The sequence below is a fragment of the Tardiphaga sp. P4_G1 genome (assembly GCF_056401215.1).
Window position 1 is genome coordinate 313,159 of sequence record NZ_JBFUJU010000003.1, and the last position, 22,398, is coordinate 335,556.

The window sequence follows — 22,398 nt, forward strand, 5'->3', positions numbered from 1 at the left end:
GCGCCTGTTGGGTTCTTGTTTTGGCTTGGTCTTCTGCTAGAGAGGACCGAAGGCCAAGGCACCAAAAAGGGTGTCGGGGAACCCGAGGAAACGGTGAATTCGCGGCTGCGGCAGTTTCGAACAACCGGGTTAATGCGGACTGAACGGATTAGCCAAAGCGCGAGTGAGCAGGACATGTCGGTCAAGAAAAAGCCTCTCGTCATCGTCACGCGCAAGCTGCCGGACTCGATCGAGACCCGTATGCGCGAACTGTTCGATGCGCACATCAATCTCGACGACACGCCGCTGACGCCCGAGCAACTCGCTGAAGCGACCCGCACCGCCGACGTGCTGGTGCCAACCGTCACCGACGAGATCACCAAGGAACTGCTCGAGCATCCCGACTGCAAGCTCAGGCTGATCGCCAATTTTGGCAACGGCGTCGACAACATCGATGTCGTCGCGGCCCATGCCCGCGGCATCACCGTCACCAACACGCCGAAGGTGCTCACTGAAGACACCGCCGACATGACCATGTCGATGATTCTCGCGGTGCCGCGCCGGCTGATCGAGGGTGCCTCGATTCTGACCGAAGGCAAGGACTGGCAGGGCTGGTCGCCGACCTGGATGCTGGGCAAGCGGTTAGGGGGCAAGCGGCTCGGCATCATCGGTATGGGCCGTATCGGCCAGGCCGTGGCGCGCCGCGCCCGCGCCTTCGGGCTACAGATCCACTATCACAACCGCAAACCTGTCGCGCCGAAGATCGCCGAAGAACTCGGTGCGACCTATTGGGATTCGCTCGACCAGATGCTGGCGCGCATGGACATCATCTCGGTGAACTGTCCGCATACGCCGGCGACGTTCCACCTGCTGTCGGCGCGCCGTCTCAAGCTGATCCGCAAGGACGCCTATATCGTCAACACCGCGCGCGGCGAGGTGATCGATGAAGAGACGATGATCAAGCTGATCGAATCGGGTGACATTGCCGGTGCCGCGCTCGACGTGTTCGAGCACGAGCCCGCGGTGAGTCCGAAACTGGTGCGGCTCGCGCGCGCCGGCAAGGTCGTGCTGCTGCCGCATATGGGCTCGGCGACGATCGAAGGTCGTGTCGAGATGGGCGAGAAGGTCATCATCAACATCCGTGCCTTCCTCGACAATCACAAGCCGCCGGATCGTGTGCTGCCGAACATGCTGTAAGGCGCGGCATCTATGCGACGCTAGATTTACGAGGTCAGTTTGAAAATGAGATAGGCCGCGATGCGGCCCTCGCGGGTGGCTTTGCGGCCGTAGCGCGTCATGGTGTAGTTCGGCCATGGCAGGCGCCAGTCATCGGCGCGCTCTGCAGTCCAGGTGAAATCCGGCGATCGCGACACATGCCAGAGTGTCCACGCGACGTAATCCGGAATGTCATGCACGAAACGAAATTCGCCTGACGGCTTCAGCACGCGCGCCATCGCAGCCAGTGTTGCGTCCTGCACGAAGCGGCGCTTCCAGTGACGCTTCTTCGGCCACGGATCCGGATGGATCAGGTCGATGCGTGACAGCGATTGGGCCGGTGCCCATGTGAGAAGTTCAGCGGCGTCGCCGGCGACGAGGCGGATATTGCCGATGTTCTGAGCCTCGATCTGCGTCAGAATCTTCGCCATGCCGTTGATATAGGGCTCGCAGCCGATGAAGCCGATGTCGGGATGCGCCAGCGCTTCCGCGACCAGATGTTCGCCGCCGCCGAAGCCGATCTCCAGACGCACGGTCTCGACATCAGTGCCGAACAGCGTGCGGATATCGTCAGGTGCCGCGTGTGCGATGTCGACGGTGAGCGCCGGCAGCAGCGTCGCCATCAGGTCGGCCTGATGGTCGCGCAGCTTGTGGCCCTTGCGGCGTCCGAAGAACGAGCCGGTGTAATGGCCGCTCTCGGCAGGCGTGGACGCACCCGCATCAGTGGGGGCATCGTGATCGTTATGATTGGAATTGGCTGTGGTCATCGCGCGCGAGTGATACAGCCGAAACGCCATCGGCGCCATCAGGCGCGATGACGAATTTCCGTTGAAACTACCGTGATTTTAGCGCTGATCCGGGGCTTCGCGCGAAGCGATCTGTTCGACCAGGTCGACGATGCTGCGGCGGAGCTTGGCATCGGTGATGCGCGTGAAGGCGCGGGTCAGAGCGAGGCCTTCGGAGGTGGCGAGGAAGTCGGAGACATAGGCAGGCGAGGACGCTTCAGCGAAGCCTTCGCCGTTATGGATCGCGCCGGGGCCGCCTTCGAACAGGAACGAGACGGGGACCTGCAGGATTTCCGAAATCTGCTGCAGCCGGCTGGCGCCGACGCGGTTGGTGCCCTTCTCGTATTTCTGAACTTGCTGAAACGTCAGACCGAGGGCTTCGCCCAGCTTTTCCTGACTCATGCCGAGCATAATGCGCCGCATGCGCACACGGCTGCCGACATATTTGTCAACAGGATTGGGCGCTTTCGTCGACATCTCAATTACTCCTGGATCACATCAAGGGAGACGGATCATGCGTGGCAATCCGTCATTTAGGGCGGCTTCGGTTGTAACCAAAGGTATCCTAGTGGATTATAACAACCGCGCAAATTTTCCTAAGCGGAAAATTTAAGCCACTGCACCTTTATTTCTCAATAGGTGAGAAATAAAGCTTACAAAGCTAGCTTAAAAAGCAATCACATCGAGAGGGTTGTTCGGTAGGCGGCGAAAGCTAGCTTGCAAGCTATATCAAATGCTTCAAGTATCAAGCTAGTGACGTACCGGCGTACGCCGCCGAACGGCGAAAATGATCGCGAGCGCGACAAACATCGCGGCGGGAATATCGCCGATTTTCGAGTAGACCGTCGGCGAAATGGCCGCTGGTAATCCCGAATCCAGCACGCCTTCGACACCGAGATCGAGCCGCGCGATCAGGCGGCCGACAGGGTCGACCACGACGGAAATGCCGGTGTTCGCAGCGCGAACCAGCGGCAGGCCTTCCTCGATGGCGCGGACGCGGCTTTGCTGCAGGTGCTGATAGGGGCCCGTGGAAATCCCGAACCAGCCATCATTGGTGAGATTGACGATCCAGCCCGGCCGATCGTTGCGCGTGGTGATATCGTCCGGGAAAACCGCCTCGTAGCAGATCAGCGGCAGCATGTGCGGCGCGCCGGGAATGTCCATTGGCTTCCGGCGCGTGCCGGGAATGAAGCCGCCATGGACTTTGGTCAATTGCTGGAAGCCGATCTTCTCCATGAAGCTCTGGAACGGCAGATACTCGCCGAACGGCACCAGATGAAGTTTGTCGTAGGTCGACAGGATGCTGCCGTCATGGTCGATCACGTAAATGGAATTATAGGCCTGCGTGATGCGCGCGCCGAGTGGCGCATCCGGCGGGCGCACGGCTCCGGTGACCAGCACGGTGCCTTTCGGCAGCAGATTGGCGATCTGCGCCATCGCATCGGGTTCGCGCGACAGGAAGAACGGGAATGCCGATTCCGGCCAGATCAGGATGTTGGCTGCGCCGACGCCTGAATTCTGTGGACCGGTCGCGCGGTCAGACAGCGCAAGATATCTGCTCATGACATCCGCCTTGGCGGAATAGTTGAAGCGCGTGTCCTGCGACAGATTCGGCTGCATGATGCGCAGTTTCACATTGGCAACCAGTTGCGTCGGGGTGCGTGACAGCCGGGCCATGCCATAGGCGCCCATCGCGACGAGCAGCACCAGCGCAAGCGCCGGCGCCAGCCACGGCCGCTGCGTGCGCGAGCGTCCGTCGATCAGCACCGCAGGCGATGCAAAGATCGCTACGGTGATAAATGTCAGTCCCCATAGGCCGACCAGCGATGCGCTCTGCGCGAGCGCGAGCGGTTCGGTGAGTGCATAGCCGAACGCATTCCAGGGAAAGCCCGTCAATACATGACCGCGCAGCCATTCGCCGATCGTCAGGCTCGCGGCGAGCGCGAAGATCCGCGCGACATCCTTGGTCCAAAGCAGGCGTGCCAGCGCGAAGCCGATCGCAGTGAACAGCGCGAGATAGGCGGGCAGGCCGCAGATCGCGGCGGGCAACAGCCATGCGAAGGTCTGCGCGTCGACGAGGAAAGCGTAGCCGATCCAGTATAGGCCCGGCACGAAATAGCCGAAACCGAACCACCAGCCCGCCATGGCGGCCGCGGGAATGCCGCGCATCTTGCCGGCGGCGGCGCCATCGATCAGCCAGACGACGACGGGGAACGTGATGAACAGCACCGGCCAGGCGTTGAACGGCGCCATCGCCAGCGACGATACCGCGCCGGCCAGCAGCGCGATGCCTGCGCGCTTCCAACCCCAAGCGAGAATGATGCTGAGTGCGACCGAGCGCAGGCTGCGTGATGTCACGGCGTTCCCGCGCTGTCGCCTGATGGAGGCGTATTCACATTGTCATTGGACGGTGCCGCGCCGGTGTCCGATGACGCATCGCGGCGGCGTGGTTCGCGGGCACGCGGCGCAGGCCGCTCCTTGCGGGGGCCGACGCGCAGCCGCTTGACGCGGCGCGGATCGGCATCGAGCACTTCGATCTCGAAATTGCCGGGGCCGGAAATCACCTCGCCGCGCACGGGCAGCCGGCCGACATGGGTGACGAGATAGCCGCCGAGTGTCTCGACTTCCTCGCCGTCTTCGCCGGTCTCGAATTCTTCGCCGATCATGGCGCGCACGTCATCTAGGCTGGCGCGTGCATCGGCGATGAAGCTGTCGCCCTGCCTGACAATGGATGGCGGCTCGTCGCTGTCGTGTTCGTCATCGATCTCGCCGACGATCTGCTCGACAATGTCCTCGATAGAGACGAGGCCGTCGGTGCCGCCATATTCGTCGACAACGAGTGCGAGATGGATGCGTGCGGCCTGCATCTGCGCGAGCAGATCGATGGCGCGCATCGATGGCGGCACGTAGAGCAGCTTGCGGATGATGCCGGTGTCAACGACGGTCTGCGCCAGATCGACCGAACGTAGGTCGAGGCCCGCGGGAAACACTTTCTTCTTCTTGGCCGTCGACGGCACGACGTTGCGCGCCTTCACGGTCATGTATGCCAGCAGGTCGCGGATATGAACGATGCCGACGGGATCGTCGAGGGTTTCGTTGAATACGACCAAGCGCGAATGCGCCGCGCTCTCGAACAGGCCCATCAATTCGCCGAGCGAGATATCCTGCTTCACCGCGACAATATCGGCGCGATGCACCATGACGTCGGCGATGCGGCGCTCGTTGAGCCCCAAAATATTGCGCAACATCGTGCGCTCGATGGTGGAGAAGCCGGTCTCGTCCGGCGCGGAGGCGTCGAGCACGACTTGCAGGTCGGCACGCACCGAGCCCGGCTTCCAGCCGAACAGCGAGCGGATCGCGCGGGTCAGCCAGGTCTCCGACGTCGGGCGCATGACCTCGCCGTCGTGAACCACCGCAGGCAGATTGCTTGAGGTCTTCGAATGATCGCTTCTAGTGTCGCCGTCCGGCATCTCAGGTCACCCGATCCTGATCTGCATAGGGGTCCGGGATCCCGAGCGTTGCCAGGATCTCGCGCTCCAGCGCTTCCATCTCTTCGGCTTCGTCGTCCTTCTCATGATCGTAACCGACCAGATGCAGAAAACCGTGAATGGCGAGATGGCTGAGATGGTTGGCGAAGCTCTTCTCTTCTTCGTCAGCCTCGCGGCGCGTGGTCTCGTAGGCAATAGCGATGTCGCCGAGCATGCGCGGCATGTCATCGGGCTCGTCCGCGCCTTCGGGCGGCTGCAGCGCCGGGAATGACAGGACGTTGGTCGGCTTGTCGATGCCACGCCAGTTCTGGTTCAGCGTGCGAATGCCGGCGTCGTCGGTGAGCATGATGGCGAGTTCGGTGTCGGCCGTATCGGTATCGACCATGGCGGCGGCGGCTTCGATGGCGCGGTGAATCACGGCGTCGGCATCGGCCTCCGCAGACCAGCAATCGGCGACAACAAGAACCTCTGTCGCGGGAGATGAATAGGTCGGCATCGGTATCGAACTTCTTTCGCGAACGGACCCGATTCCGGGTCCGCCGTCAGCGTATGAGTGTGTCATCAGGTCTTTGTAGCGACCGCCTTCTGCGGCGTTCCTTCGTAGGCGGCGACGATGCGGGCCACGAGTTCGTGGCGGACGACGTCTTCGCCGGTGAATTTCACCTGCGAGATACCCTGCACGCCGTCGAGCAGACGCGCGGCCTCGGCGAGACCCGAGGTCTGGCCGTTGGGCAAGTCGACCTGCGAGGGATCTCCGGTGATGATCATGCGGCTGTTCTCGCCGAGACGCGTCAGAAACATCTTCATCTGCATTGAGGTGGTGTTCTGCGCTTCGTCGAGGATGATCGCGGCATTGGTCAGCGTGCGACCGCGCATGAACGCAAGCGGCGCGATTTCGATTTCGCCGGTCTGCAGTGCGCGTTCGACAATGCGCCCGTCCATCAGGTCATACAATGCGTCATAGATAGGGCGCAGATAGGGATCGACCTTCTCGCGCATGTCGCCGGGCAGGAAGCCGAGCCGTTCGCCGGCTTCCACCGCGGGACGCGACAGGATGATGCGATCGACCTCCTTGCGCTCGAACAGCATCGCCGCCTGCGCAACCGCAAGCCAGGTCTTGCCGGTACCGGCGGGGCCGATGCCGAAAACCAGCTCGTTGCTTCTCAGCGCGCGGATATAGGCGTCCTGCGTCGCGGTGCGGGCACGCACCGGGCGCTTGCGCAGATTGATGGTGTCGAAATTCGAGGCGGCTGCTTTCGATCCCTTGGGATCGAACGGAAACAGCGTGCCTTGTGCCAGCGTCGCGCGGATCGTGCCTTCGACATCGCCGGGGGCAAGGTCATGGCCCTGCACTGCCTGCGCATAGAGCGTTTCGAGCACACGGCGGGCGGCGTCGCAGGCGTCGCGGATGCCGGTGAGGGTGATGTGGTTGCCGCGGGAATCGACGACGACATTCAGCCGGCGTTCGATGATCGCGAGGTTCTGGCCATAAGGCCCGACCAGCGAAGAGGCCGCCCGGTTGTCATCAAAGTCGATGACGACCTGCGTCTCGGCCTGCGGTGGAGTATCGAGTTTGCGAACAGCGAGCGTAGACGAATCCGATGCGCTTTTGGCCAAGAATTCAGGCTCCCGTGACGGTGTGAGAACGGACTGGCTGCAACACTGGTGGTACTGGAGAACTAGCAACTGGAGGTGATGCGAGGCTGCCGAGCAGGCTGTAGCGCTCAAGGCTCTCAATGGTGACCGGAAGCACCTGGCCGATGATGTCGTCAGAAGCCATCACATGGGCCGGCTGCAGGTAAGCGGTACGACCGACGATCTGGCCGGGATTGCGCGCGGGGCGTTCGAACAGCACATCCACAGTGCGTCCAATCGTGGCCGCGTTGAAGGCCGATTGCTGGCTGTCGATCAGGTTCTGAAGCCGCACCAATCGCTCGTCCATGTCAGCCTGTGACACCGTCTCCTGCAAATCCGCGGCCGGCGTTCCCGGACGCGGCGAATACTTGAACGAATAAGCGCCAGCGTATCCGATTTGTGTGACGAGCGCGAGCGTGGCTGCAAAATCTTCCTCGGTCTCGCCCGGGAAGCCCACGATGAAATCAGAAGTAAAAGCAATGTCTTGCCGCGCGTCGCGAAAACGATCGATGACGCGGCGATAATCTTCGGCTGTATGTTTGCGGTTCATGGCCGCCAGAATGCGGTCGGAACCCGACTGCACGGGCAGATGCACGAACGGCATCAGCTCCGGCAAATCGCGATGCGCCGCGATCAGCGTGTCCTCGACATCGCGGGGATGGCTGGTCGAATAGCGCAGCCGGGCGATACCGGGAATCTCGGCGAGGCGATAGAGCAGCGTGCCCAGCGCCCACGGGCGGCCGTCGGGGCCCTCGCCGTGATAGCCGTTGACGTTCTGGCCGATCAGCGTGATCTCGCGCACGCCGTTATCGGCGAGCCGCTGCACGTCGTCGATGATCTTCGCCACGGGGCGCGAGACTTCGGAGCCGCGGGTGTAGGGCACCACGCAGAAGGTGCAGAACTTGTCGCAGCCTTCCTGCACGGTAACGAAGGAGGAAATGCCGCGGGCGCGAATCGCTGCCGGTTTCGGCGGCGGCAGGAAGCCGAACTTGTCCTCGACTGGAAATTCGGTGTCGAGCGCGCGGCCGCCGGCTTTCGCCTGCTTCAGCAGCGCCGGCAGGTTGTGATAGCTCTGCGGCCCGACCACGACATCGACAACAGGCGCGCGGCGAATGATCTCGTTGCCCTCGGCCTGCGCGACGCAGCCGGCGACGACCACGTTCATCTTGCGTCCGGCCTGCGCGGCTTCCGCCTTGGCCACGCGCAGCTTGCCGAGCTCCGAATAGACCTTCTCGGACGCCTTCTCGCGGATGTGGCAGGTGTTGAGGATCACCAGATCCGCGTCGTCGACATTGGCCGTCTCGACGAAGCCTTCCGGCGCCAGCGTGTCCACCATGCGCTGGGCATCGTAGACGTTCATCTGGCAGCCGTAGGATTTGATATGCAGCTTACGCGGCGCGGTCATGGAACCTGTAATGGGCTGGAAATGCGCTTGCTGCGCAGCGCTCAATTATAGGCTAACGCTCGGAAAATCCAGCATTTCTGCAAAATATAAGTGCTCGCAATGGCTTAGGCGAGGCCGACGGGCTCGCCAGCCAGTGCGCCCCTGGCCACCAGGCCAGGGAGCTGCCGCATATCGTCGAATACGAGATGGGCTCCAGCGGCCGTCAGGGCTGCCGCGGTGGCCGGGCTGCAATGGCCGCCGCCGTGATAGCCGAATACGGTCATGCCGGCTGCGACCCCCGCCGTCACGCCGGGAATGCTGTCCTCGATGACCACGCAGCGCTTGGGTGCGGCATTCATTTGCGCGGCGGCAAACAGAAACAGATCGGGCTGCGGCTTGCCGCGCTCAACCTGCAGAGCGGAAAACAGATGCGGATCGAAACGGTCGAGCAGCCCGGTCGTGGTGAGGCTGCTGCGAATGCGTGTCGGTGTGCCCGAGGACGCCACGCAAACCGGGTGTGACAATATTGCGAGCGTCTCTGCGATATGCGGGATCGGCTGCAGCTTCGCGCCGAACACCTCGTCGATCGTGGCTTTCAGCGTCGCGGTGTAGTCATCGGGCAGCACGCGGCCGAGCTCGGTCTCGACTTCCAGGCGCGCCTCGCGCGCGGACCGGCCGAGGAAACGCTCATGCACCTGATCGGCGGTGATGGGATAGCCGAACTGTGTCAGGACATCTGCGTGGACGACGCAGGCGAGGGACTCACTGTCGACGAGCACGCCGTCACAATCGAAGATGACGAGATCGAAGCGCGAAGAAACTGAACTCACTTGGTTGATTCGCTCACTTGGTGGTTTTGTCCTCGTCGAGCGGCACGCAGTACAGCTCCAGCCGGTGATCGACCAGCTTGTAACCGAGCTTCGCGGCGACTTCAGCCTGCAATTTCTCGATTTCTTCAGACGTGAATTCGATGACGGTCCCGTCACGCAAGTTGATCAGATGATCGTGATGGCTGTCACGCATCGTCTCGTAGCGCGCGCGGCCTTCGCGAAAATCGTGACGCTCGATGATGCCGGCGTCTTCGAACAGCTTCACAGTGCGATACACCGTCGAGATCGAGATCTTGTCATCCACCGCAACGCAGCGGCGATACAGTTCCTCGACATCGGGATGATCGTCGGCTTCCGCCAGAACGCGCGCAATCACGCGGCGCTGCTCCGTCATGCGCATGCCGGTCGCGGCGCAGCGCGCCTCGATACCAGCAGACTTCATCGCAGATGATTTCAGTGCAGTCATGATCCGGATCCCATCGTGGCTTCTTTTGCCACTCCGCAGGCGTCAGGACAAGTCGCGCCGCATCACCAGCGCATTCAATTCCGCTCCATCCGCTTCCTTGTAGTAGCGTTCCCGGCGTCCCGCGACTGCGAAGCCGGTTCTGTCATAAAGCCGCCGCGCGGGTAGATTGTTTTCCTCGACTTCGAGGAATACGGTACGCACGCCGCGACCGGCCAGATGGCCGAGATGGGTGAGAAACAGATCGCGCGACAGGCCGCGGCCGCGATGACCCGGCGACACCGCAATGGAGAGAATCTCGGCTTCATCGGCGGCGATTCGCGAGACCGCGAAGCCGACGAGGCGGCCGCGCAGTTTCAGCCGATGCACGAGGGTGTTTTGTTCGCGCAGCATCTGCTCGAATTCCCCGGCACCCCAGCCGCGATGGAAGGACGCGGCATGCAACTGCGCGAGTTGTCGCGCGTCGCGGAGCGTGGCGGGCTCGACCACAGCATTGCCGCGGCTGAACAGGCGCAGCCACCAGGCCGGCATCATGATGCGGCTAGTGCGGCCTGCTGCATCAGGCTGCTTTGCGGCTTGGCATCGGGTGCGCGCAGATAATAGGGACGCGCCAGCGCGGTCTCCGGATTCACCGCGGCGCCAAGCCATGCCACCCATGAGATTTCGGGAGCGGGTTGCATATCGACGCGCAGCGGCGCCGGTGCATCGGACGGCCAGCGCGCGGCCAGGATCTCTGCGGCATTGCCGACCAGATACGGTGCGCCGAACTGCGCGGCCTCAAGGGCCTCGTCGATGGGGATGACGCCCGGCCGCACCAGCGAGGTGCCGTTACCGCTGACGACCTGGAAATAGACATGGTCATGCCGCGCATCGATGGCGGCGATGACAGGCGCATCCATGTTCTCACTGACGACGGGTGCCGCATAGGCCGTCAGTGTGGTGATGCCGACCACGGGCTTGCTGGCCGCCAGGCCAATGCCGCGCGCCGCCGCCAGGCCGACGCGCAGGCCGGTAAAGCTGCCCGGACCAGTGGTGACGGCAATGCGGTCGAGGTCGGCGAAGGCGATGCCGGAATCCGCCATGACGCGCCCGAGCAACGGCATCAGCGCCTCGGCATGTCCGCGCTTCATCGGCATGGACTCATGCGCAATGAGCTTGCTGGTGCGGGTGTCGAGGATGCCTGCGGCGCAGGCGTCAAGGGCGGTATCAATGGCAAGGATCAACATAAAGAGACGCTACCACGGCTTGCGAGGGTTTGCGCCTGCCACTCGCAGAATATCGCTCCACGCGCAATGGTGCTGTGATTCGCGTTGCTGCCGGAGAGGGGGCGGCAGCTTTAGCGTGCATCCACTACTCGCTTTCTCATAAAGATATTTTCACAAGATACGATAGCGAGATCATGAAAGTTCCCGTGAGCGAAATGCGCCCGTGGACAGCTTCAGTTTCGCTCTGGCTAAAAGCTTCACTTAATAAATTCTTCGGAGATCGATGAGATAAGCATACCGTTCGGAAGCGACATTTCGCGGATGCGCGTGGCTTTCATGCGGGCTGAAATTATTCGTCTAATTTTTTGAATACGATTATATTTATGGGAGGCGATTCGATGCTGCATTGGTTGAGCAGTTCAGGGGCGCGCGAGGGGCTGGCCCTGGCGGCAGCGATCAAAAAATCGCAAGCGGTGATCGAGTTCAGCGCTGACGGCACGATCCTTGGAGCCAATCAAAACTTCCTGTCCGCCCTTGGATATACGCTGGAAGAAATCGTCGGCAAGAACCACAGCATGTTCGTGACGCCGGAGATGAAGAGCAGCGCGGAATATCGCACGTTCTGGAACAACCTCAATCGCGGCGAGTACCAGGCCGGCGAGTTCAAGCGTCTCGGCAAAGGTGGCAAGGAAGTCTGGATCCAGGGTTCCTACAACCCGATCCTTGGGAATGATGGCAAGCCCCTGAAAATCGTCAAGTTTGCCATGGATACAACTGCAGTGAAAATCCGCAGTATGGACGATGCCGGCAAGATCGCAGCCATCGGTCGTTCGCAGGCTGTCATCGAGTTCAAGCTCGATGGGACGATTGTCACGGCCAATGACTTGTTCTTGAATGTCATGGGTTACAATCTCGCGGAAATCGAAGGAAAACATCACAGCATGTTTGTCGATTCTGCAACTCGCGACGGCGCGGCCTATCGCGAATTCTGGGCCAGCCTCAATCGTGGTGAATATCAGGCCGCCGAATACAAGCGGATCGGCAAGAACGGCAAAGAGGTCTGGATTCTCGCGACCTACAATCCAATCCTTGATGAGACAGGCCGGCCAATCAAGGTAGTCAAGTTCGCGTCAGACGTTACCGAACAGAAGCTGCGCACGGCGAATTTCTCAGGTCAGATCGAGGCCATCGGCAAGTCGCAGGCCGTGATCGAATTTAGCATGGATGGCATCGTTCTCAGCGCCAATGAGAATTTTCTGGGCGTGCTCGGTTACGCGCTCTCGGAAATACAGGGCAAGCACCACAGCATGTTCGTTGTGCCGAGTGAGCGCGACGGTGCCGACTATCGCGAATTCTGGGCGGCGCTTAAGCGTGGTAACTATCAGGCGGCGGAGTACCAGCGGATCGGTAAGGGCGGCAAACAAGTCTGGATACAGGCTTCGTACAATCCGATCCTCGATCTCAATGGCAAGCCCTACAAGGTCGTAAAATATGCCACCGACACCACGGCGCAGGTGATTGCGCGCATGAAGAGCGAACGCGTCCGCGCGATGATGGAATCGGTCGCCGCTGGCGCTGAGGAACTGAACGCGTCGGTGCGCGAAATCTCTGAGGCCATGATGAAATCAAAGACCACGGCGATGTCTGCGGTGGGCAAGGTCGAGTTGGCGGACGATCAAGCGCAGCGTCTCAGCACGGCAGCGCAGGCGATGAGTGGGATCGTCGAGCTGATCGGCAACATCACCGGGCAAATCAATCTGTTGGCGCTGAATGCCACCATCGAATCGGCGCGTGCCGGTGAAGCCGGTCGTGGCTTTGCGGTCGTTGCATCGGAGGTGAAAAATCTGGCCAACCAGGCCAAGCAGGCGACCGATAAGATCGCCAGCGAGATTGGCAGCCTCAATGGCATTTCGAGCGATGTGGTCGATGCGCTGAACGCGATCAAGCAGGAGATCCAGAACGTCAGCGAATATGTCACCGCAACTGCGGCTGCCGTCGAAGAGCAGAGCACGGTGACGAACGAAATGTCATCGAGCATGCAGCGGGCCGCAGAAGAAGCCGCAAGTATCGGCCGCTAAACGAAGGCTGGTTCCAGAAACGAAAATGCCCGGGATTGTCCCGGGCATTTTTATGTGTCGCGGTGCGACCGAACTTACATCGGGCGGACTTCGACAACGTCCGGCACGAAGTGCTTCAGCAGGTTCTGTATGCCGTGCTGCAGGGTCGCTGTCGATGACGGGCAGCCGGCGCACGACCCCTTCATGTTCAGATAAACGATGCCGTCCTTGAAGCCGCGGAAAGTAATGTCGCCGCCGTCATTGGCCACGGCCGGGCGCACGCGAGTCTCGATCAGGTCCTTGATCGTATCGACTGTCTCGGCGTCTTCCTCGTTGAAGAATTCGGCCTCGTCGTCGGAGATCACGTCGCCGCTCACGCTGCCGTCGGCCATCAGCGGCGCGCCGGACATGTAGTGCTCCATGATGGCGCCGAGGATCGCCGGCTTGAGGTGCTGCCAGTCGCTGTCGTCTTTGGTCACGGTGACGAAGTCGGAGCCGTAGAACACTGACGTGACGCCCTTCACGGCGAACAGCTTTTCGGCCAGCGGCGAACGCGTTGCGGCTTCCGGTGAGGTGAATTCCATGGTGCCGCTGTCGAGCACGTCGCGGCCGGGAATGAACTTCAGCGTGGCGGGATTGGGGGTAGCTTCGGTCTGGATGAACATCGGTCTCTCCTGCGTCGCCGGTTCAAGGCCGGCGCGTGAGTATCCCCTAGCAGATGGCGACGAAAAACGCACGATCAAGGCGCGAAATCGCCGAATTCGGCCTATTTCGCAGTCCCTTAGCCGTCCGAAAGGGTGGTTACGACAGGGCGTCGATGTCGAGGTCGCTCAGGGCGCCCGACACGATGACGACCGGCACCGGAAACGAGCCGACCAGCTTGGCCATCATGGTGACGATCGGGCCGGGGCCTTCCGCGCCGGCCGATGCAGCCAGCACCAGCATGGAAATGTCGACGTCCTTGTCGATTACGTCGAGGATTTGCTCGGTGGGATCACCCTCGCGGATCACGCGTTCAGGGGTGATGGCGGCGATGCCATTGGCGCGGCCTGAGGCGCGGTCCAGCGCGGCATTGGCACCTTCTTCCGCTTCGGCCTTCATGACATCGGCAACGCCGAGCCATTGCTGGTTGCGATCTTCGGTGTCGATGATGCGCAGCATCACCACGCCGCCACCGACACGAATGGCCCAGCGGCTGGCGTAATACACTGCGCGGTCCCATTCCTCGCTGTCATCGACGACCACGAGGCATTTCGGCTTGTGGCCGCTTTCATAACTACGTCGCTGGGTGCTCATGCATGTCCCGATGCTGTGGCGTGTCTGATGCGCCAGAATGTGAGCGGCTTGGCAATCGTGTCATGCTGCCACGGCGCAGCGGCGTTCGACAAGCGCGACGCAAGGATGACTTGCGTCGCGTCGATTGTGGCAGAGAAAAGGAATGCGATAGCGAATTTACCGCTTGTGGACGAAGCCGATGATGTCCTTCACGGACTTGATGGTTTCGGCGGCAATGACGCCGGCGCGTTCGCCGCCATCGGCCAGAACCTGATCGACATAGGTCAGATCGGATGTCGTCAGCCGCTTCATCTCGCCGGCGATAGGTGACAGTTTTTCGACAGCGAGATCGACAAGGCTCGATTTGAAGCCCGAAAACTGCGCGCCGCCGAATTCTGTGAGAATGTCAGCCTTCGACCGATTGGACAGTGCGGCATAGATGCCGACGAGATTATCGGCCTCGGGACGCGGCTCCAGGCCCTTCTCTTCCGACGGCAATGGTTCCGGATCGGTCTTCGCCTTGCGGATCTTCTGCGCGATCGTGTCTGCATCGTCCGTGAGGTTGATGCGCGAATTGTCTGACGCGTCCGATTTCGACATCTTCTTGGTGCCGTCGCGCAGGCTCATCACCCGAGTCGCCGGTCCGGTGATGACAGGCTCCGGCATCGGGAAGTAAGGGCCGTCATGGCCCTGCGCTGCGATGGATTCGGAGAAGTCGTTGTTGAACTTCTGCGAGATGTCGCGGCACAGTTCTAGATGCTGCTTCTGGTCCTCGCCGACCGGAACGTGCGTGGCGCGATACAGCAGAATGTCCGCAGCCATCAGCACCGGATAGTCGTAGAGACCCACGGACGCGTTTTCGCGATCCTTGCCGGCCTTTTCCTTGAACTGGGTCATGCGGTTCAGCCAGCCGAGGCGGGCGACGCAGTTGAAGATCCAGGCCAGCTCGGCATGGCCGGAGACCTGGCTCTGGTTGAAGATGATCTGCTTTTTCGGATCGATACCCGAGGCGATGAAGGCCGCAGTCACTTCACGGGTGTTGCGGCGCAATTCATCGGGTCCGCCCCACACGGAGATCGGCACGGTGACGGCATGCATATCGACCACGCAGTAGATGCAATTATGCGTCTCCTGCAGTTTGACGAAATTCACGATCGCGCCGAGATAGTTGCCGAGGTGCAGATTGCCCGTCGGCTGGACGCCCGAAAAAACCCGTTGAGTAAAAGCCATCGTCTAGTTCCTGTGTGCCCGTGGTGGAATGCGGGCCAAGGGGCGTGACTTGCCATAGGCGCCGGGCGGCGTCCATTGCCAATCTGCCCTAGCCGGCCGCCGGTGATCGCTTGAGGGCGCCGCGGACCTCGGCCCAGCGCACGGCCCCCGTCAGCGTCAGTAACGCGGCGTAGATTGCCAGCCCGCCAACGATCAGGAGGCCGAGCAAGCTCGCTCGTACCAGGCCGTGGGCCTGCGCCGTCCAGGGCAAGGCAATATGCGCGGCGAGCCATAGCAGGCCGCCCATGGCCAGCGACGACAGGACAATGATCGGCAGTCGGCGTCTTGCATCATGGTCGGGCGAGAAGCCGAAAGCTGCTGCGCTCCGGACGATCAAAAAGATCGCGCTGCCCCACGCCGCCAGAGCGATCGCCGCCGCGATGCCGCTCGTACCGAATGGCCTATTCAAAACCAGTGCGAAGATGATTGCGATTACCAAACCGACGAGCGTCGCCAGCAGCGGCGTCGTCGTATCCTCGCGTGCGAAGAAGGCGGGCGACAGAGCTTTCACAAGCACCTGAGCGGGCAAGCCCAGCGCCAACCATATCAGCGCACTTGCAGTCGAGACCGTGTCGCTCGCGCCGAACGCGCCGTGTTGAAACAGACACTGCACGATGAGATGGCTCAATATCATCAGTCCGAGCGTAGCCGGCAATGCGAGACCGATCGCGAGTTCAAGCCCGCGCGATTCGGCCTGTGTGATAGCTGCGTGATCGTCTGATCGCACGGCGCGCGTCAATGCGGGGACCAGCACAGTGCCCATGGCCGTGCCGACGATGCCGAGCGGCAGTTCAATCAGGCGGTTCGCGAAATACAGCCACGATACGGCAGCCGGAGTCGTCGATGCGATGATTGCGCCGGTGACGATGAGAAGCTGCGGCCCGGAATTGGCGACCATGCCAGGCAGCGCCTTGCGGAAGAAGCCGCGCATCTCGCTATCGAGCGACAGCCGCAAAGGCGTCGCAAGATTGCCGCCAGATTTCCGCAAGAGCAGCATCAGCAATTGCAGCAGCCCCGCAATGCCCACAGTGGCCGCCATGGCCATAGCGGCAGTGTCTAGCTCTTGCCGCCACACTAGCAGTAGGGCCATGACGGCGATCAGGGCGATGTTGAACAGCAGCGGCGAAAATGCGGTCACCGCGAAGCGTTGTTGCGCGTTCAGCAGTCCCATCATGACCGTGACGGGGCCGGCGAAGGCCAGATAGGGCAGCATCAATCGCGCATTGTCGACGGCGAGCTGCAGCGTCGGCTGGCCGACGAAACCCGGGGCAAGCAGTGCGATCACGAGCGGCATCGCAAAGCCGATCAGGATCGTCGCGACGATCAGCGCAACGCTAATGGTGCCGAGCACACGACCTGCAAAAGCTGTGGCTGCGACAGCGCCCTGGGTCGTCTGGATGCGCAGCCAGGCCGGAATCAGCGCCGCGTTCAGCGCGCCCTCGGTGAGCAGCCGCCGGATCACGTTGACGAGCTGAAATGCGACCAGAAAAGCATCCGCGATCGGGCCTGCGCCGAGCAGTGCGGCGACCATCGCGTCGCGGGCAAAGCCCAGCAACCGCGACGCCAAAGTGCCCGTGGAAACGGTCAGGATGGAACGGATCATAGAACCATCGTAAGGGGCTGTCCTTGCTGGTGCGGGGCAGAACGTGATAGTCGCTGCAGCCATCAAACCGGCCTTTGCCGACGGCTCAACTTGGGCGACCGCGAGACGAGTTGAAACGGATTTTCAGCCTCATCGCAATTGCTGCAACGGGATATTCTTAATGACCTCAGCGAAATATGACGTACTCGGAATCGGCAATGCGATTTTCGACGTGCTGGTGCAGGCCGACGACAAGTTTCTCGCCGCACATGAGATGACCAAAGGCGGCATGGCGCTGATCGACGAAGCCCGCGCCACTGCGATCTACAAGGCGATGGGCCCTGCCACCGAAATGTCCGGCGGTTCGGCCGCCAATACCATCGTCGGCCTCGCCAGCCTCGGCGCCCGCGCGGCCTATGTCGGCAAGGTCAAGGACGACCAGATCGGCAAGCTCTACACCCATGACATCCGCGCCGCTGGCGTCGCTTTCGATACAAAGCCTGCGACGGGCGGCCCTGCAACCGGCTGTTCCTACATCCTGGTGACGCCCGATGGCGAGCGCACCATGAACACCTATCTCGGTGCTGCGCAGGATCTGACGCCCGACGATATCGACGCCGCTGCGGTCGCAGCCTCGTCGATCGTCTATCTCGAAGGCTATCTGTGGGATCCCGCCAGCGCCAAGGAAGCCTTCGTGAAGGCCTCGAAGATCGCCCATGACGCCAAGCGTCAGGTCGCATTGACGCTGTCGGACGCGTTCTGCGTTGGTCGTTATCGTGCCGAGTTTCTCGACCTGATGCGTTCCGGCACCGTCGATCTCATCTTCGCGAACGAGGCCGAACTGACCTCGCTCTACGAGACCACGGATTTCGATGCCGCGCTCAAGCAGCTCGGTAAGGACATCAAGCTCGGCGTCGTGACGCGTAGCGAGAAGGGCTGTGTCGTGACATCGAGTGATGGCGTCGTTGCAGTGCCTGCACACAAGATCGAGAAGCTCGTCGATACCACCGGTGCAGGCGATCTGTTCGCGGCGGGCTTCCTGTTCGGCCTGGTGCGCAACGCCGGGTATGAGAATGCCGGCAAGCTCGGCGCGATGGCCGCCGCTGAAGTCATCCAGCATATCGGCGCGCGTCCCCAGGTTTCGCTGAAGGACCTTGCGGGCAAGAACGGGTTGCCGGTTTAAGACTGCATTTCTTGGGTTTTCTTCTCTGTCGTCATGCCCGGCCAGCGCGAAGCGAGCTTCGCTAGGTGTGCCGGGCATCCACGTCTTGGCAAGAGAGGAAAGTCGAGGATGGCCGGGTCAAGCCCGGCCATGACGTGGTGAGATCAGCGCATCGCGGCTCTCACGCCGCTTTCTTCGCACCCAGCCCCGCATAAACGGCGCGTTCGAAATCTGAAAACACCTTCAAACAAGTCGAATCCGCAAATGGTAGCACCTGCATCATGATGACGCCGGTGACGTCGCACACCGGATCGATCCAGTAATAGGTGTTGGCGAGGCCGGCCCAGGCGAGGCTGCCGGCGCTGCGGCCTTCGGCTGACTGCGCCGTGTTGATCATGAAGCTGAGGCCGTATTTCTTGTCGATGCCCGGAAGGAAGTCGACATTGTTACTGGCGGTCGGCACTGCTGAAGTCATCGGCGTCATGTTGAGCTCGCCGATGTGGTTTTGGCTCATCAGCGCGACGGTCTCTGGCTTTAATATCCGATTGCCGTTGCCGGTCCCGTTATTCAGCATCATTTGCGTAAACTTGATGTAGTCGGGGGCGGTGCCATAGAGCCCCCCGCCACCGGCGAAGAATTCCGGATCCTGTTTGATCTCGAATGGGATCGGGGTCAGTGCACCGTCGGCGCCGCGGCTGTGCATGGCAACGAGGCGCTTGCGCTGGTCGCCGCCAATCACGAAGGCGGTGTCGGTCATCCCAAGTGGCGCCAGCAAATGGTTCTGGAAATAGGCGTCCAGGCGTTCGCCGCTGACGGCCTCGACGACCTTGCCGACGAAGTCGATATTGGTGCCGTACTCCCAGCGGGTCCCGGGATCGCGCATGATCGGCACCTTCATGGCGGCGTTCAGTCCGGAGCGAAACGGCGGAATGCCGGTTGTCTCGAGATAGCGCACCATGTCGCCGTTCCACATGTCGTAGCAGAAACCGGCGGTGTGGGTCAGCAGATGCCGCAAGGTGATCGGTTGGCGCGGCGGACGTAGTTTCGGAGTGCCTTCGCTGTCGAAACCATCCAGCACCTGCGTCTCCGCGAGGTCCGGAAGCACGGTCGCCAGCGGTGCGTCCAGCGTCAATTTGTCCTGCTCCACCAGCTGCATCGCTGCAGCGGCCGTAATCGCCTTGGTCATGGAGGCGATCCAGAACACGCTGTCCGGCGTCATGGTGGTATCTTTGGATGCGTCGCGCTTGCCGAATGCTCCTTGGTAAATGATCTCATTCCGCGTCGCAGCCACTGTCACGGCACCTGGAATCGCGCTGGTTTCGCTGGCTTGCTGCAGAATCCGGTCAATCTCGACTTGAACTGACATCCGTTTCCTCTCCGATTTTCTTTGATCTTACCGATGTCCGGCGTGGACATTCAACTTGAGCGCGAGGTCGTCGGTCTCGCGGATGTGATTACATTTGCGCTGGTTTTAGCGTTTCAGAGGAACCATATCGGGCTGGGAGCGAGTTTGACCGCACCCTGGAACGAAATTGGCGCAGCTGTGTTCAAAAAATGACGTGAACGTCAAAGCGCTTTCCGACACTAACCCGTAAGACCATGAGTAACACGTGCAGCGTGTCAGCTGCGGAGACCGACGATGATCGCGAACTGGACCGACTGGAAACATTATCCCCGCGCTTCCCGTGGCGAGAGCATCGAGGCCCCGATCGGTCCAGGAATTTTCGAAGTTCGCGTGGCGCAGACCGGCGCCTTGTTCGCTTTCGATGCGGCTGAAAATCTGGCGCAGGCGCTGGCGAAGATTTCGGCCCCGCCCAAATCGTTTATTTCCTGGTTCGGTCGCAGCGACGCCGCGATGCTGCCGGAGCTGGAATATCGCACCTTCTCCACGACCACCCGTGCCAACGCCCGCATCGCTTTCGAGCGCATGATCGACCGGCGCGAGACCTATATGCGCGGCGCGGCCTGATCGGGCTTGCGGCGCTCTGCGACTGTTGAATTCGGGCGTTAAATACCCCCTTGCGGGCGATAGCTGCCATTCGCCGCCAAGGGGCGCTTTCGGGCCTATACTCCTCTACAAGTCCGCGGCTATACGTTCGCGACACTTTCCGCAGGAGAACCGCCCATGTCACCGACCTCAGCCGCACGCCAGTCCACCGCCCCCTCGCTGCGCGACCGCCTCAAGGACCCCTCGCTGCTGCGCGACAAGTGCTACATCGACGGCGCCTGGGTCGGCACGGGCGAGACCTCGGTGACCAATCCGGTCAATGAGATTGAAATTGCCAAGGTGCCCAATATGGGCGCCAAGGAAACGACGCAGGCTGTCGAGGCCGCCGAAAAGGCGTTTCCGGCCTGGGCCAAGTTCACCGCCAAGCAGCGCTCCAACATCCTGCGCAAGTGGTTCGAGCTGATCATCGCCAACCGCGAGGATCTCGCGCTGATCCTGACCACCGAGCAGGGCAAGCCGCTGGCCGAAGCGCTGGGCGAGGTCGATATCGGCGCCGCCTATATCGAATTCTTCGCCGAGGAAGCCCGCCGCGTCTATGGCGAGACCATCCCGACCCAGCGTGCCGATGCCCGGCTCCTCGCCATCAAGCAGCCGATCGGCGTCTGCGGCGCCATCACGCCGTGGAATTTCCCGAACTCGATGATCACCCGCAAAGTGTCGCCGGCGCTGGCCGCCGGCTGCACCGTGGTGATCAAGCCTGCCAACGAGACGCCGCTGTCGGCGCTCGCGCTGGCTGAACTCGCCGAGCGTGCCGGCGTGCCGAAGGGTGTGCTGAACATCATCACCGGCGACGCATCGGCGATCGGCCTCGTGCTCTGCGAACATCCTGCGGTGCGCTTCGTCGGCTTCACCGGCTCCACCAATGTCGGCAAGATCCTCTACAAGCAGGCTTCGGTCGGCGTGAAGAAGCTCGGCCTCGAACTCGGCGGCAACGCACCCTTCGTGGTGTTCGACGATGCCGACATCGATGCCGCCGTGGAAGGCGCGATTGTCTCGAAATATCGCAACATGGGCCAGACCTGCGTCTGCGCCAACCGCCTCTATGCGCAGGATGGCATCTACGATCAGTTCGTCGAGAAGCTGTCGAAGAAGGTCGCGGCGATGAAGGTCGGCGACGGCACCGAACAGGGCATCACCCAGGGTCCGCTGATCAACGAGAAAGCCGTCGAGAAAGTCGAGCGCCACATCGCCGATGCGGTAAAGGGCGGCGCCAAGATCGTCACCGGCGGCAAGCGCCATGCGCTCGGCGGCACGTTCTTCGAGCCGACGGTGCTCGCCAATGTGAAATCGGATGCACTGGTCTCGCAGGAAGAAACCTTCGGCCCGCTGGCGCCGGTGTTCCGCTTCAAGGACGAAGCCGATGTCATCGCCATGTGCAACGCCTCGCCGTTCGGTCTGGCGTCGTACTTCTATTCGCGTGATCTCGGCCGTGTCTGGCGTGTTGCGGAAGCGCTGGAGTCCGGCATGGTCGGCGTCAATACCGGCCTCATCACCACCGAAGTCGCTCCGTTCGGTGGTGTGAAGGAGTCGGGTTTGGGTCGCGAAGGCTCGCATCACGGCATGGAAGAATATGTCGAGATCAAATACATCATGATGTCAGGGATCTGAGGCGTCACCTCCGACCCAATTAAAATTCATTATGCGTCATGCCCGGCCAGCGCGAAGCAAGCTTCGCTAGATGTGCCGGGCATTTGCATTTGGGCTGGCCGAGCCAGCGTCGCTCAGTAGCAGCGACGTACGCGCACGCCATTGACCCAGACGGTGCGGCACGCGACCGCCACCGGGCGGCGCACCACCGCGGCGCCACGATAGCCGGCGCAGCCGGCACGGTAAACGCCGCGTGCGCAGACGACGGCGTTGGCGTCGGTGGCTTCAAACGCCATCGTCGTGCCGAATGCGAGAACGGCTGCAACCATCATCAAGAAAGTACGCATGGTGATCTCCCGGCTGTGTTGGTTGGCAAAACAAACGAAGAAAGGTTCGTGGGCTTCAGTAGGCGGAATTAAGAACGATCAAATGAGAAGTGGCTTCACGCGCAAAGAGTAGTTCGCAGGAGACGCA

At 61.6% G+C, this 22,398-nt stretch carries 23 protein-coding genes; 6 read left to right on the forward strand and 17 right to left on the reverse strand.

Annotation, left to right across the window (positions count from 1 at the left end; all coding sequences use genetic code 11):
• The first annotated feature begins 174 nt into the window (after positions 1-174).
• The gene (locus AC1DUY_RS09145) at positions 175-1,176 is read left to right on the forward strand and encodes a 2-hydroxyacid dehydrogenase (RefSeq protein ID WP_068730047.1); all 1,002 of its coding nucleotides are present in this window, start codon (positions 175-177) and stop codon (positions 1,174-1,176) included.
• A gap of 26 nt (positions 1,177-1,202) precedes the next feature.
• Here AC1DUY_RS09145 and AC1DUY_RS09150 read toward each other — a convergent pair whose 3' ends face one another.
• From AC1DUY_RS09150 to tsaB, 11 genes are all read right to left on the reverse strand, one after another.
• Entirely contained in the window at positions 1,203-1,961 is a 759-nt protein-coding gene (locus tag AC1DUY_RS09150) for a tRNA (guanine(46)-N(7))-methyltransferase TrmB (protein WP_478114036.1), read from the reverse strand.
• Positions 1,962-2,039: 78 nt separating this feature from the next.
• Positions 2,040-2,456, reverse strand: a complete 417-nt coding sequence (locus AC1DUY_RS09155) for a helix-turn-helix domain-containing protein (RefSeq protein WP_068730045.1) — start codon at positions 2,454-2,456, stop codon at positions 2,040-2,042.
• 273 nt (positions 2,457-2,729) lie between these two features.
• The gene (gene lnt, locus AC1DUY_RS09160) at positions 2,730-4,337 is read right to left on the reverse strand and encodes an apolipoprotein N-acyltransferase (protein WP_478113729.1); all 1,608 of its coding nucleotides are present in this window, start codon (positions 4,335-4,337) and stop codon (positions 2,730-2,732) included.
• Positions 4,334-5,449 carry a hemolysin family protein gene (locus AC1DUY_RS09165; protein ID WP_478113731.1) on the reverse strand — a complete coding sequence of 372 codons (1,116 nt, stop codon included), beginning with the start codon at positions 5,447-5,449 and terminating at the stop codon, positions 4,334-4,336. The genes lnt and AC1DUY_RS09165 overlap by 4 nt, the downstream gene beginning before the upstream one ends.
• 1 nt (position 5,450) lies before the next feature.
• Positions 5,451-5,963 (reverse strand): rRNA maturation RNase YbeY, encoded by a 513-nt coding sequence (gene ybeY, locus AC1DUY_RS09170; RefSeq protein ID WP_478113733.1) that lies wholly within the window; start codon positions 5,961-5,963, stop codon positions 5,451-5,453.
• A gap of 65 nt (positions 5,964-6,028) precedes the next feature.
• Positions 6,029-7,084 carry a PhoH family protein gene (locus AC1DUY_RS09175; RefSeq protein ID WP_478113735.1) on the reverse strand — a complete coding sequence of 352 codons (1,056 nt, stop codon included), beginning with the start codon at positions 7,082-7,084 and terminating at the stop codon, positions 6,029-6,031.
• Between the two features lie 4 nt (positions 7,085-7,088).
• Positions 7,089-8,507 (reverse strand): tRNA (N6-isopentenyl adenosine(37)-C2)-methylthiotransferase MiaB, encoded by a 1,419-nt coding sequence (miaB, locus tag AC1DUY_RS09180; RefSeq protein ID WP_439078762.1) that lies wholly within the window; start codon positions 8,505-8,507, stop codon positions 7,089-7,091.
• 104 nt (positions 8,508-8,611) lie between these two features.
• Positions 8,612-9,316: an HAD family hydrolase gene (locus tag AC1DUY_RS09185; RefSeq protein ID WP_478113737.1), complete on the reverse strand. Its 705-nt coding sequence runs from the start codon at positions 9,314-9,316 to the stop codon at positions 8,612-8,614.
• 13 nt (positions 9,317-9,329) lie between these two features.
• Complete coding sequence (locus tag AC1DUY_RS09190) at positions 9,330-9,782, reverse strand: Fur family transcriptional regulator (RefSeq protein WP_068730031.1); 453 nt, start codon at positions 9,780-9,782, stop codon at positions 9,330-9,332.
• Between the two features lie 42 nt (positions 9,783-9,824).
• Positions 9,825-10,310, reverse strand: coding sequence for a ribosomal protein S18-alanine N-acetyltransferase (gene rimI, locus AC1DUY_RS09195; RefSeq protein ID WP_089263687.1), 486 nt, complete (start codon positions 10,308-10,310; stop codon positions 9,825-9,827).
• Positions 10,310-11,005, reverse strand: coding sequence for a tRNA (adenosine(37)-N6)-threonylcarbamoyltransferase complex dimerization subunit type 1 TsaB (tsaB, locus tag AC1DUY_RS09200; RefSeq protein WP_439074212.1), 696 nt, complete (start codon positions 11,003-11,005; stop codon positions 10,310-10,312). Before tsaB ends, rimI begins: the two co-directional genes overlap by 1 nt.
• Before the next feature lie 377 nt (positions 11,006-11,382).
• Between tsaB and AC1DUY_RS09205 the strand changes: the two genes are divergently transcribed.
• Positions 11,383-13,062: a methyl-accepting chemotaxis protein gene (locus AC1DUY_RS09205; RefSeq protein ID WP_120288075.1), complete on the forward strand. Its 1,680-nt coding sequence runs from the start codon at positions 11,383-11,385 to the stop codon at positions 13,060-13,062.
• A gap of 74 nt (positions 13,063-13,136) precedes the next feature.
• On the opposite strand, the gene AC1DUY_RS09210 is transcribed toward AC1DUY_RS09205, so the two are convergent.
• The 4 genes from AC1DUY_RS09210 to murJ all read right to left on the reverse strand — a co-directional run bounded on the left by AC1DUY_RS09210 (position 13,137) and on the right by murJ (position 17,188).
• On the reverse strand, positions 13,137-13,706 hold the full coding sequence (locus tag AC1DUY_RS09210; RefSeq protein WP_089263329.1) for a NifU family protein: 570 nt from the start codon (positions 13,704-13,706) through the stop codon (positions 13,137-13,139).
• Between the two features lie 136 nt (positions 13,707-13,842).
• Positions 13,843-14,337, reverse strand: coding sequence for a universal stress protein (locus AC1DUY_RS09215; RefSeq protein ID WP_089263331.1), 495 nt, complete (start codon positions 14,335-14,337; stop codon positions 13,843-13,845).
• Positions 14,338-14,493: 156 nt separating this feature from the next.
• Entirely contained in the window at positions 14,494-15,546 is a 1,053-nt protein-coding gene (gene trpS / locus AC1DUY_RS09220; protein WP_093757729.1) for a tryptophan--tRNA ligase, read from the reverse strand.
• 88 nt (positions 15,547-15,634) lie between these two features.
• Positions 15,635-17,188, reverse strand: coding sequence for a murein biosynthesis integral membrane protein MurJ (gene murJ, locus AC1DUY_RS09225; RefSeq protein WP_478113742.1), 1,554 nt, complete (start codon positions 17,186-17,188; stop codon positions 15,635-15,637).
• A gap of 160 nt (positions 17,189-17,348) precedes the next feature.
• On the opposite strand from murJ, the gene AC1DUY_RS09230 reads away from it, so the two are divergent.
• Positions 17,349-18,350, forward strand: coding sequence for an adenosine kinase (locus tag AC1DUY_RS09230; RefSeq protein ID WP_478113744.1), 1,002 nt, complete (start codon positions 17,349-17,351; stop codon positions 18,348-18,350).
• Between the two features lie 160 nt (positions 18,351-18,510).
• On the opposite strand, the gene AC1DUY_RS09235 is transcribed toward AC1DUY_RS09230, so the two are convergent.
• The gene (locus AC1DUY_RS09235; RefSeq protein WP_478113746.1) at positions 18,511-19,695 is read right to left on the reverse strand and encodes a serine hydrolase domain-containing protein; all 1,185 of its coding nucleotides are present in this window, start codon (positions 19,693-19,695) and stop codon (positions 18,511-18,513) included.
• A 33-nt stretch (positions 19,696-19,728) separates the two neighbouring features.
• Here AC1DUY_RS09235 and AC1DUY_RS09240 point away from each other — a divergent pair, with 33 nt between their 5' ends.
• The 3 genes from AC1DUY_RS09240 (at position 19,729) to AC1DUY_RS09250 (ending at position 21,945) form a co-directional block, all read left to right on the forward strand.
• Complete coding sequence (locus AC1DUY_RS09240; RefSeq protein WP_478113748.1) at positions 19,729-19,887, forward strand: hypothetical protein; 159 nt, start codon at positions 19,729-19,731, stop codon at positions 19,885-19,887.
• Between the two features lie 81 nt (positions 19,888-19,968).
• A complete protein-coding gene (locus AC1DUY_RS09245) occupies positions 19,969-20,298 on the forward strand; it encodes a hypothetical protein (RefSeq protein WP_093757725.1) in 330 nt (109 codons plus the stop codon).
• A 156-nt stretch (positions 20,299-20,454) separates the two neighbouring features.
• The gene (locus AC1DUY_RS09250) at positions 20,455-21,945 is read left to right on the forward strand and encodes an NAD-dependent succinate-semialdehyde dehydrogenase (protein ID WP_478113751.1); all 1,491 of its coding nucleotides are present in this window, start codon (positions 20,455-20,457) and stop codon (positions 21,943-21,945) included.
• 113 nt (positions 21,946-22,058) lie between these two features.
• Here AC1DUY_RS09250 and AC1DUY_RS09255 read toward each other — a convergent pair whose 3' ends face one another.
• On the reverse strand, positions 22,059-22,271 hold the full coding sequence (locus AC1DUY_RS09255; protein WP_478113753.1) for a hypothetical protein: 213 nt from the start codon (positions 22,269-22,271) through the stop codon (positions 22,059-22,061).
• Positions 22,272-22,398 lie beyond the last annotated feature (127 nt).

What these genes read in the sequence shown, in the direction of transcription:
- AC1DUY_RS09145 (WP_068730047.1), top strand. Translation starts at nt 175, where the DNA reads ATGTCGGTCAAGAAAAAGCCTCTCGTCATCGTCACGCGCAAGCTGCCG.
- AC1DUY_RS09150 (WP_478114036.1), bottom strand. Translation starts at nt 1,961, where the DNA reads ATGACCACAGCCAATTCCAATCATAACGATCACGATGCCCCCACTGAT.
- AC1DUY_RS09155 (WP_068730045.1), bottom strand. Translation starts at nt 2,456, where the DNA reads ATGTCGACGAAAGCGCCCAATCCTGTTGACAAATATGTCGGCAGCCGT.
- AC1DUY_RS09165 (WP_478113731.1), bottom strand. Translation starts at nt 5,449, where the DNA reads ATGCCGGACGGCGACACTAGAAGCGATCATTCGAAGACCTCAAGCAAT.
- ybeY (WP_478113733.1), bottom strand. Translation starts at nt 5,963, where the DNA reads ATGCCGACCTATTCATCTCCCGCGACAGAGGTTCTTGTTGTCGCCGAT.
- miaB (WP_439078762.1), bottom strand. Translation starts at nt 8,507, where the DNA reads ATGACCGCGCCGCGTAAGCTGCATATCAAATCCTACGGCTGCCAGATG.
- AC1DUY_RS09190 (WP_068730031.1), bottom strand. Translation starts at nt 9,782, where the DNA reads ATGACTGCACTGAAATCATCTGCGATGAAGTCTGCTGGTATCGAGGCG.
- rimI (WP_089263687.1), bottom strand. Translation starts at nt 10,310, where the DNA reads ATGCCGGCCTGGTGGCTGCGCCTGTTCAGCCGCGGCAATGCTGTGGTC.
- tsaB (WP_439074212.1), bottom strand. Translation starts at nt 11,005, where the DNA reads ATGTTGATCCTTGCCATTGATACCGCCCTTGACGCCTGCGCCGCAGGC.
- AC1DUY_RS09205 (WP_120288075.1), top strand. Translation starts at nt 11,383, where the DNA reads ATGCTGCATTGGTTGAGCAGTTCAGGGGCGCGCGAGGGGCTGGCCCTG.
- AC1DUY_RS09210 (WP_089263329.1), bottom strand. Translation starts at nt 13,706, where the DNA reads ATGTTCATCCAGACCGAAGCTACCCCCAATCCCGCCACGCTGAAGTTC.
- AC1DUY_RS09215 (WP_089263331.1), bottom strand. Translation starts at nt 14,337, where the DNA reads ATGAGCACCCAGCGACGTAGTTATGAAAGCGGCCACAAGCCGAAATGC.
- trpS (WP_093757729.1), bottom strand. Translation starts at nt 15,546, where the DNA reads ATGGCTTTTACTCAACGGGTTTTTTCGGGCGTCCAGCCGACGGGCAAT.
- murJ (WP_478113742.1), bottom strand. Translation starts at nt 17,188, where the DNA reads ATGATCCGTTCCATCCTGACCGTTTCCACGGGCACTTTGGCGTCGCGG.
- AC1DUY_RS09230 (WP_478113744.1), top strand. Translation starts at nt 17,349, where the DNA reads ATGACCTCAGCGAAATATGACGTACTCGGAATCGGCAATGCGATTTTC.
- AC1DUY_RS09235 (WP_478113746.1), bottom strand. Translation starts at nt 19,695, where the DNA reads ATGTCAGTTCAAGTCGAGATTGACCGGATTCTGCAGCAAGCCAGCGAA.
- AC1DUY_RS09240 (WP_478113748.1), top strand. Translation starts at nt 19,729, where the DNA reads ATGTCCGGCGTGGACATTCAACTTGAGCGCGAGGTCGTCGGTCTCGCG.
- AC1DUY_RS09245 (WP_093757725.1), top strand. Translation starts at nt 19,969, where the DNA reads ATGATCGCGAACTGGACCGACTGGAAACATTATCCCCGCGCTTCCCGT.
- AC1DUY_RS09250 (WP_478113751.1), top strand. Translation starts at nt 20,455, where the DNA reads ATGTCACCGACCTCAGCCGCACGCCAGTCCACCGCCCCCTCGCTGCGC.
- AC1DUY_RS09255 (WP_478113753.1), bottom strand. Translation starts at nt 22,271, where the DNA reads ATGCGTACTTTCTTGATGATGGTTGCAGCCGTTCTCGCATTCGGCACG.